Below are 8,804 nucleotides of genomic sequence, written 5' to 3'. Positions count from 1 at the left end.
GGCGATGACATGGTTTCTGCCTGAAGAAGCCCCGGAACAGGTCGCGCCGCTCGCGACGCGGCCAGCCTCGAATTACTGGGAGCGGGTTGCCGCCGGCTATACCGCGCAGCGCATCGAGGACGACAGCTACAACCGCGCCGAAGTGGTGGCGCTGGATTATGAGCGCGAGCTTTCGGACACCCTGCCCTCTCTCGGGCCGGAGATCCGTCGCAGCGCAGCCGGCCAGCGCCCCGCCCCGGGAATGCCGCAAGCCCTGCCCACCGCCGCGCGGCGCGCACGGCTTTATGCCCGGGCCAATGCTGCGATCGCACAGAACCCGGCACTTGCCGGCACCCTGCCGACTACGGATGAAGAATTTTCCGCACAGGTGCAGGAACGCCGCCAAAGGGAATATGATGAAGCCCGGGCTGTGCTTGAGGCGGCGCCGTCCGACGCCTTCATGGCCGAGACGCTGGGGCGTATCGGTGCCGGCACCACCGACGAGGTGGCACTTGCTACCCTGCCCTTGTCTGTTCTGGGAGGCCCGGCGGCCGGCGTTCTGAAGACGATCGGTGCAGAAGTGGCGATCAACGCCGGCAGCGAACTGGCAATCGCGCCCCGCCGGCAGCGCGTGGCGGACGAGCTGGACATGCCGGAACCGAACATCCTTGCCGATGTCGCCATGGCCGGCCTGACCGCCGGGGCGATTTCCGGCGCCGGCTCGCTGATCGGTCGGGGCGCAGCGCGGTATTCCGCCAGCCGGATCGAACGCCAGCTGGCAACCGATACCGCCCGCCCCGCCGGCGTCAGCCCCGGCCGGCATGAAGGTCGGGTTTCCGAGGCTGTCACCGCCATGGAGGAAGGCCGGGATCCGCCCGCGCCGGCCCGTGCCGGCCTGCCGGAGATACCGGCCAACGCCCCCGGAAACTGGGGCGCAATCCGGGGCGGGATCTTTGCCGGCGAAAGCGGTGGAGACTTCAACGCGTTATTCGGTTTTTCCAACCGGGAAGGCGGACCCTTCGCCAATGTGAAGCTGACGGAAATGACCGTCGATCAGGCGCTGGAGTTCGCGGCCCCGGGCGGGCGCTATGCCAACTGGGTCAAGGCACGGATCGGCCGTGTCGCCACACCGATGGGTGCCTATCAGATCGTCGGCACCACGCTACGCGCGGCCAAGAAAGGGCTTGGTCTGAAGGGCGACGAGCTGATGTCCGAGGATTTGCAGGAGCAGCTGGGGATCTGGATCTTCCGTGCGCAGGGCACCGGCGCATGGGAGGGGTATCGCGGACCCCGGGCGGATTTCGAGCCGGGGGCGGCACAGCCCTATGCCGGCGGCGATTTCCGCACCTATCGCCCGACAGAGCGTGGCTATACCGGCGAGGGCCAGCTTTCGGTCGGCGAGCGCCGGATCGACGTGGAATACCAGGTTGTGGATGCCTCGCTGCTGCGCAAGGCCGAGGGCCGGTTTCAGCCGCGCGACCGCAGCCGGATCAACAGCGACGCATGGATCGCCGATACCGCCGCCCGGCTGGATCCGGCGCAGCTGATGCCCTCGCCCACCGCCGACCGGGGCGCGCCGCTGATCGGTCCCGACGACATGATCGAAAGCGGCAATGGCCGGTTTTCGGCCATCCAGCGGGCCTATGACGAACACCCCGACCGCGCCGCCGCCTATCGCCGGCAGATCGAGGCCGCGGGCTTTGCCGTGCCCGAGGGGATGGAACGCCCGGTGCTGGTCGCCCGGCGCAAGACTGATCTGGACGATGCCGCGCGCGAGCAGATGACCATCGACGCGCAGGACAGCGGCGTTGCGCGGATGACGCCCACGGAAATTGCCCGCACCTCGTCGCGCGCCATGACGGCCGAAAGGCTTGGCACCTTCCGCCCCGAGGCCGCAATCGGCGCCGACGAAAACCGCCCCTTCCTGCAGGCTGTGCTGGGCGCGCTGCCCAGATCCGAGCGCAACGCCTTTTTCGACGATGCCGGCGCACTGAACGCCGAAGGCCGGCGACGCGTGTCCCATGCCTTTTTCGCGCGCGCCTGGGATGATGGCGGCCCGCTGGGTCGCGACGCCCTGTCGCGTTATGCCGAGGCAGAAGATCCCGGCGAATTGCGCAGCCTGATGGACGCGCTGGAACAGGCAGCCCCCGGCTGGACCACCCTGCGCGCCGAGATCGAGGCCGGGCAGGTTCGCCCGGAGTTCGACATCACCGGCCATGTGCTGGACGCTCTGCGCACCATCGTCTTGGCCCGTCAGGACGCTGGCCGCGCGGGTGGCAGCATTGCCGATGCGATCGAGGCGATCCTGTCGCAGGGCGATCTGTTCGCCGGACCGAACCCCTTGTCGGTCGCGCTGTTGCGGAAGTTCTGGCGCGATGGCCGCGCGGCGCCTGCGGCCGAGGTCGCGCGGTTCCTGCAACGCTATGCCGACGAGGCGCGCACCGCCGGGCGCACCGGCGACATGCTGGGCGCCAGCCCGGCCGACGTGCTGCGCGCGATCGACGGCAAGACCTTCGCGGATCTGCCCGACGAGATCCCGCCGGTCACGCCGCCGCCCGCGCCGCGCATCGAGGACGCCGCCTTGCCGGAGACCGCCTTCGCCAAGGGGGCAGATAGTCCCGAGGCAGAGGCGGCGGACTTGCAGGCGCTGGACGATCTGCGGGAAGCTACAGACCCCCCCTATGAGCTGGAAAACACCGGCCGTATCGACGATGCCGCGCATGACGCTATCGAGGCACGGCTGGATGACAACATCAGATCCAGCAGTTTGCTTTCCCCCGCCGAACAGCAGCGCCTCGACAAGAGCTTTGCCGATAACGCTGAAAATTCGGCGGACATTGATGCCTTGATCCGGCGGGGTATGGTGCCGGCGCCGCGAGACCTGATCGTCTGGCGTGGCGATCTGACCGGCAACTTCGATCCGAGCGCGGGACCTGTCAGCTATTCCTTCAGCCGGCACACGGCGGAGAAATTCGGGCGCGGTCCGCGCGGCGGAGACGCCAGTGTCGTGCGCGTGGTCATTCCCCGAGGCACACCTGTCTATGCACCGCGCAGCGGTATATCAGGCGGGGAAATCCTTGCAGATGCTTCGCTGTTGCGCAGCACCGGCCCCTTTGGCCCGATGTATCGGGGCTTCGACGACAATCCCGAGGGGGCGATTGGGAAGCTTATGGCGGAACGCCAGGGCGAAGTGCCGTCGGCGGTCCAGCGCGAAGACCTGGGCGACATCGCCTTCGTCTATGGCAATGAAGCCCTTGGGCTGCGCCATATCGAGGTCAAGCACCCGGAAATGATCGCCCGTCTGCCGGAGCTGTTGCGCAACGGCGATCTGATCGGGCGGCTGAAGGACAGGGCCTACATCCAGATGCCTGGTAATCCGCCAGCATCTGCCGTTGTGCGGCTGGACTGGGACGGCAAGGAAAAGACCTGGCTGGTCACGGCGTTCGAGGATGAGCGGGGCGAGATTGCCCGGCAGCTGCGGACTTCGGACGAGCCAGCTGCAAGTGCGTCATCGCGAATTCCTGACGCAACCGGGCGCACTGAATATAGCACTTCTGCACCGTCGGTTCAATCCGGCGATGATCCGGCCAACAGCATTGCCGCCGCACGGGCAGAGTTCGACGCCCTGGGCGACTTCACCCTGCCCGATGGCACCCGGGCCAGCGCCCTGCTGGATGACATCGAGGCCGACCGAGACCTGCTGGACGCGGTCGATGCCTGCATGATCGGAGGTTCCCGCACATGACGAATATAGCCGATTGCCTTCAGCGTGCGATGGACGCGAAGAATCTGAACCCGGTCCAGGGCCGCGCCGCCCAGGACCATTATCGACAGCTGGTCGCCCGGTATGAGAACATCATACCGCCCGCCCAGGCTGCAGCGAGCGCGGCGGCCGACCTGAAAGAGGCAACACGGAAGGCCGCCCGCTCGCGATTTCATTCCACCGTCAACCAGCTGCAGGCCATGCGACGGCTGAAGGCCGAGATCGACGCCTCGCCCGATCCCGGCCGCGCGCTGCGCGATATGATCGAGGGGCATACCCGCGATGCCTATCGCGGGGAAAGTGTGCGGTCCCTGACCGAGGCCTATACCGACAGCATCAACGCCGGACTGTCAGAGGTGCTGGCCAAGCACGGGTTGAACGTCGCTGGGTCGGTCCGTGACCGCGCCGGTTTCGAGAACCTGATCCGCGAGTTGCACGGCGAGGCATCGGGCGATGCCAGCGCCCAAGGCCTTGCGGATGGGGTCAGATACCAGCAACGCCGGATGCGGCAGTTGTTCAACGCCCATGGCGGCGATGTAGGCGAGCTGGCGGATTACGGGGTGGCACATGCCCATTCCGCCGACGCAATGCTGGCAAAAGGTTTCGACCAGTGGGCGGCCGACATCACCCCGCGCCTTGCCTGGGACAAGATCGAGGATATGGCGACCGGCAAGGCGTTCACCACCGGCCCGGGCCAGATGCCGAACCGGCAGGCCGCCGAACGGTTCCTGCGCGACGTCTATGACGGGATCACCACCCGGGGCTGGGATGAGCGGGTGCCATCCGGCACGGCCGCCGGCGCCGCCCTGTATAACCGCCGGGCGGAACACCGGGTCCTGCATTTCTCCAGCGGCAGCGACTGGCTGGAATACAACAAAGCTTACGGCGCGGCCGACCCCTTCACCGCCATGCTGGGTGGGTTGCACGGGCTTGCCCGCGATGTCGCCATGATGCGGGTGCTGGGGCCGAACCCGCGTGCCGGGCTGGAATTCGCCAGCCAGGTCGCAATGAAGAACGCCCAGACGATGACGGGCAGCCCGAAGGCGAAAGCCGCAGCGATTGCCCGGATCGGAAAGCAGGCGAAGCTGGCCAAGGTCATGCTGGCCCATGTCGACGGCAGCGCCAATGTGCCTGACAGCGTCGGCGGGGCCGCGTTCTTCAGCGGCAGCCGGGCGGTGCTGTCGTCGATCCAGCTGGGCAGCGCGGTCCTGTCGTCGGTCACCGACGCCGCCACCATCCGCGTCGCGGCAAAGGCGATCGGCATCAAGCCGTCGAACGTCATGACCCGCACCATGGCGCTGAGCATGTCGGGAACCACCCGCGCACAGGCGGCCCGGCTGGGCTATGTCGCGCAGACATTGGGCGAGGCGGGCGGCGGCTCGGCCCGGTATTTCGGAGAGTTGTTCGGGACCGGCATCACGCAACGTCTGTCGGGCTTCACCCTGCGGGCCAGCGGCCTGACCTTCCTGACCGACATGCGGCGGCTGGCTTTCCAGATGGAGGTTTCGGCAAAGCTGGCCGATATGGCCGATCGTGCCTTTGCCGATATCGATCCGCGAATGCGGGCGCTGATGGAGCGGCGCGGGATCACGGCGACGGACTGGGATCTGCTGCGCGATCCGGCCGCGCGGTTCACCGCCCCCGACGGGAGCGATTTCATCAGCGCCAAATGGTTTCTGGAACACCAGACCGCCCTGCCGCGCATGGAGGCCGAGGGCCTTGCCATGCGCCTGCAAATGGCCATGCGGGAAGAGCTGGAATATGCCCTGCCCTCGATGTCGATCGAGGGGCGCGCCCGCACCTTGGGTGCCACGGCCCCCGGGTCGATCCCCGGCGAGTTGCTGCGGTCGTCGACCAGCTACAAGGGATACCCCCTGTCGCTGATGTTCAGCCAGTATCGCCGGTTTCTGCAGCAGCCGACGCCCATGGCGAAGGCGCAATATGCGGCGAACATCTTCATCCCCCTGCTGCTTCTTGGCGGCGTCGCGGTTCAGCTGAAGGAGATGGCCAAGGGCAACGATCCGCGCCCGATGGACGATGGCAAGTTCTGGATGGCGGCCCTTATGCAGGGCGGCGGCCTTGGCATCTTCGGCGATTTCTTCGCGGCCGAGGCCAGCCGGACCGGCGGCGGGCTGGGCGAAACACTGGCCGGGCCGGTCATTGGCCTTGCCGGGGATGCGCTTGGGCTGGTGGCCGAGCCCCTGTCAGCGGCGGCCGAGGGTCGCAACGTCAATATGGGCCGCGCCTTCGCCCGGTTCCAGCGCATGAACACGCCGGTGGGATCCAGCCTCTGGTATCAGCGGCTCGCCTTCGACCGGATCGTCAGCGACCAGCTGCAGCGCTTTCTCGACCCCGAGGCGGAAACCGACTGGCGCCGCAAAGAGCGCCAGCGCCAGCGCGACTACGGCACCCGTCCGTGGTGGCTGCAGGGCGATCTTGCCCCCGACCGCGCCCCCGACCTTTCCAACATCGCAGGCAGCTGATGACCGTCGAGCAATACACCCCGCCTGAATTCTACACGGTCGCCGGCACCGGCCCCTATGCCGTGCCCTTCCCTTATCGGAACGGCGCTGTGGTCGCGCATGTGGAAACCGAAGACGGTGTATCCACGCTGGACCTGTCCGATTATGGCACCGTCCCGGAAGAGGCGGCCAGCGCCGGCAACCTGTTCCTGATCGCAGATGCGGCAGCGGCATATGCCGGCCGTCGCCTGTGGATCGAGCGGGCGACCCCGCTGGAGCAGGGCTGGCTGGGCCTGCACACGCGCGAGAAAGGCATGGAGAGCCAGCTCGACCAGATCACGATGGCCGTGCAGGAGACGCAGGACGGGGTGTCCCGCAGCCTGCGAAGCTATACCGCGATCCCCCCGATCGCCCCGATCGAGGGGCGGGCGCTGATTGGCGGGCCGGATGGGACGATCCTCACCGACGGGCCGAACGCGGCGGACATTGCGGATGCGGGGGCGAATGCCGCAACCGCCGTTGCCGCCCGCGACGACGCCGCTCTCTCTGCCGCGCAGGCTGCGCTGTATGGCCCGCTGACGTTCCCCTCGGCATCAGCGTTTTTGGCATCGGACCAGCTCGTCGCTTTATGGATCGGCAAACGGGCAGGAACGCAGGATGGCTCGGCCGCCTGGGATATCGTTGCTGCGGCCACGGGTGACTTCGACCACCCGATTACCGGGGTTGGGGTCAAGATCGTTGGCACGGCTCGCAGTTGGGCCACCCCGGTCCTCGCTGACTATGCCCCTATGGTGAACAGCCAGCTTGCCCTGGGGATGGAACTGAACGTCCCGGTCGGCTCCCACCCAGTCGGTGCTACGATCATCGTGCCTTATGAGGGCAAGCTGCGCGGCGTCAGCGAAAGCCGATCGAAGCTGCTCAAGAAGGCGTCCTTCACCGGGAACGGCCTTTTGCTTGAGGGATACAGTGAGGTTGTGGGTTTCACCGTTGATGGTGAAGCCGGCAACGGCGGGAACGGCATCCAGCTTATCGGCGGGCGGAACGACCTGCGCAATATGCAGGTCATGAACCAAGGCGGTCATGGATTGGTCGTCGGGCGGGGTGTTGGCGAGACGGGCAACATCAACCTGTGGAACGTCACGAACGTCATCAGCATTCTGAATGCGGGCCATGGCATGTATGTGTCAGATAACGCGAACCCGGCAGCGCCGGATGTGAATGCCGGGCGGCTGTATGGCCTGGATGCGCGCGCGAATGGCGGTGACGGCCTGCACATGGGCGCCGCCTACGACTGCCAGTTGATGGGCGTGAGCGCGCAGCACAACACAGGGGCTGGCATCCGGTTCGCCGGCTACGGCACGAACTGGACCGCAGGCCACTTTATGCCTGTGCCATACACCGAGGACAACGGCGACGGGGATGTCGTGCTCGGGGCCTATTCCCGCCGGAACTACATCTTTGGTGTGCGGGCCGGGATCGTCAACCTGCCAGTGACGAACTTGGGGCAGGACAACTTCGTCATTGACCGCGCCGGATCGACAACGACTGTACCGCGCCATGCTGCCCCTGAGGCGTTCGAGGACCTCCGGATGATGAAGGCCGGGAGCGGCGGCATCTGGAAATGGCTGCTGGATAGTGCTGGCAACCTCAACTTGACGAACGACAGCGGTGGTGCGCGCGATCTGATCATGTCTGGCGGGCGCGGATTGCGGGTCCAGCCTGACGCCAGCGCTCACGCTCTGGACAGTGCCCTCCGGGCCATGCGCACCGGGATCACGACGCTGAACCTCGGGTCTGTCGCAGCGGGGGGGGCTGCCAGTATCGGGTATACCAGCGCCAACTTCTCCGATCTTGACCGGACAAAGTGGCTGCTGACCGCAACACCGGATTTTGACGCCCCGGCGGGCCTCACTTGGTCGGTATCATTCTTGGCCGCATCCTCGAACATTCGTCTGACAGTCCATAACGGCGGGGCGTCCGCATGGGACGGGTCGGCCTCCGCCTGGGTGTTCCGCGCCCTGAAAATCTCCGCAGCAGCATGAGGATCGGCAGATGCCCGAGAAAATTCCCACCATTGCCGCATGAGGACGCCGATGCCCGAAATTAAAAACCAGATCACCCTCGGCAACGCGATCCAGATCGGCGTGATGCTGGTGGCCCTCGCCCTTGGATGGGCAGCGCTGGATTGGCGCAGCCAGTCGAGCGCCGCGACGGTATCCGACCACGAAGCGCGGTTGCGCTCTCTGGAGCGCGATGTGCTGCGCGGCCTGACCCAGATCGACGAACGTCTTTCCCGTATCGAAGGAACCCGCAAATGAAGCTGATTTCCGACGCCCGGCGCGTCCTGATCCTTTCTTATTCGCTATGGGCGCAGATCCTCGGTCTTGCTGCCCTGATCCTGCCCGAGCTGGCCTTTGCGATCTGGGGCATCGAAACCGACCCTTACACCCTGTGGTGGATCGGCGTCGGGCTGCTGGTCTTCGGCATCCTCGGCCGGCTTGTCGTGCAGACGGGCCCGGCCATCGTCAATGCACTGCGCATCGCCGCCGTGACGGCGCTGATCCTGTGCCTGTCGATCCTTGCCGCCCGCGCGCAGGCGA

General features: G+C 66.6%; 5 protein-coding genes. All 5 read left to right on the top strand.

Annotated elements, in window-relative coordinates; all coding sequences use genetic code 11:
- Positions 1–3,724, top strand: a 3,724-nt coding sequence (locus VGC77_RS08690; RefSeq protein WP_331171169.1) for a hypothetical protein, incomplete at its 5' end; no start/stop codon positions are given.
- Positions 3,721–6,225 carry a hypothetical protein gene (locus VGC77_RS08685; RefSeq protein WP_331171168.1) on the top strand — a complete coding sequence of 835 codons (2,505 nt, stop codon included), beginning with the start codon at positions 3,721–3,723 and terminating at the stop codon, positions 6,223–6,225. The genes VGC77_RS08690 and VGC77_RS08685, both read left to right, overlap by 4 nt.
- Positions 6,225–8,246 carry a hypothetical protein gene (locus VGC77_RS08680; protein ID WP_331171167.1) on the top strand — a complete coding sequence of 674 codons (2,022 nt, stop codon included), beginning with the start codon at positions 6,225–6,227 and terminating at the stop codon, positions 8,244–8,246. Before VGC77_RS08685 ends, VGC77_RS08680 begins: the two co-directional genes overlap by 1 nt.
- 51 nt (positions 8,247–8,297) lie before the next feature.
- A complete protein-coding gene (locus VGC77_RS08675; protein ID WP_331171166.1) occupies positions 8,298–8,522 on the top strand; it encodes a hypothetical protein in 225 nt (74 codons plus the stop codon).
- Positions 8,519–8,804, top strand: a 286-nt coding sequence (locus VGC77_RS08670; RefSeq protein ID WP_331171165.1) for a hypothetical protein, incomplete at its 3' end; no start/stop codon positions are given. The genes VGC77_RS08675 and VGC77_RS08670, both read left to right, overlap by 4 nt.

Origin of the sequence: Rhodopseudomonas sp., assembly GCF_036404135.1 — a bacterium.
Taxonomy (GTDB): Bacteria; Pseudomonadota; Alphaproteobacteria; order Rhizobiales; family Xanthobacteraceae; genus Rhodopseudomonas_A.
Note: the sequence above shows the minus strand (reverse complement) of the source record. Positions and strands in the feature narration are given on the sequence as shown.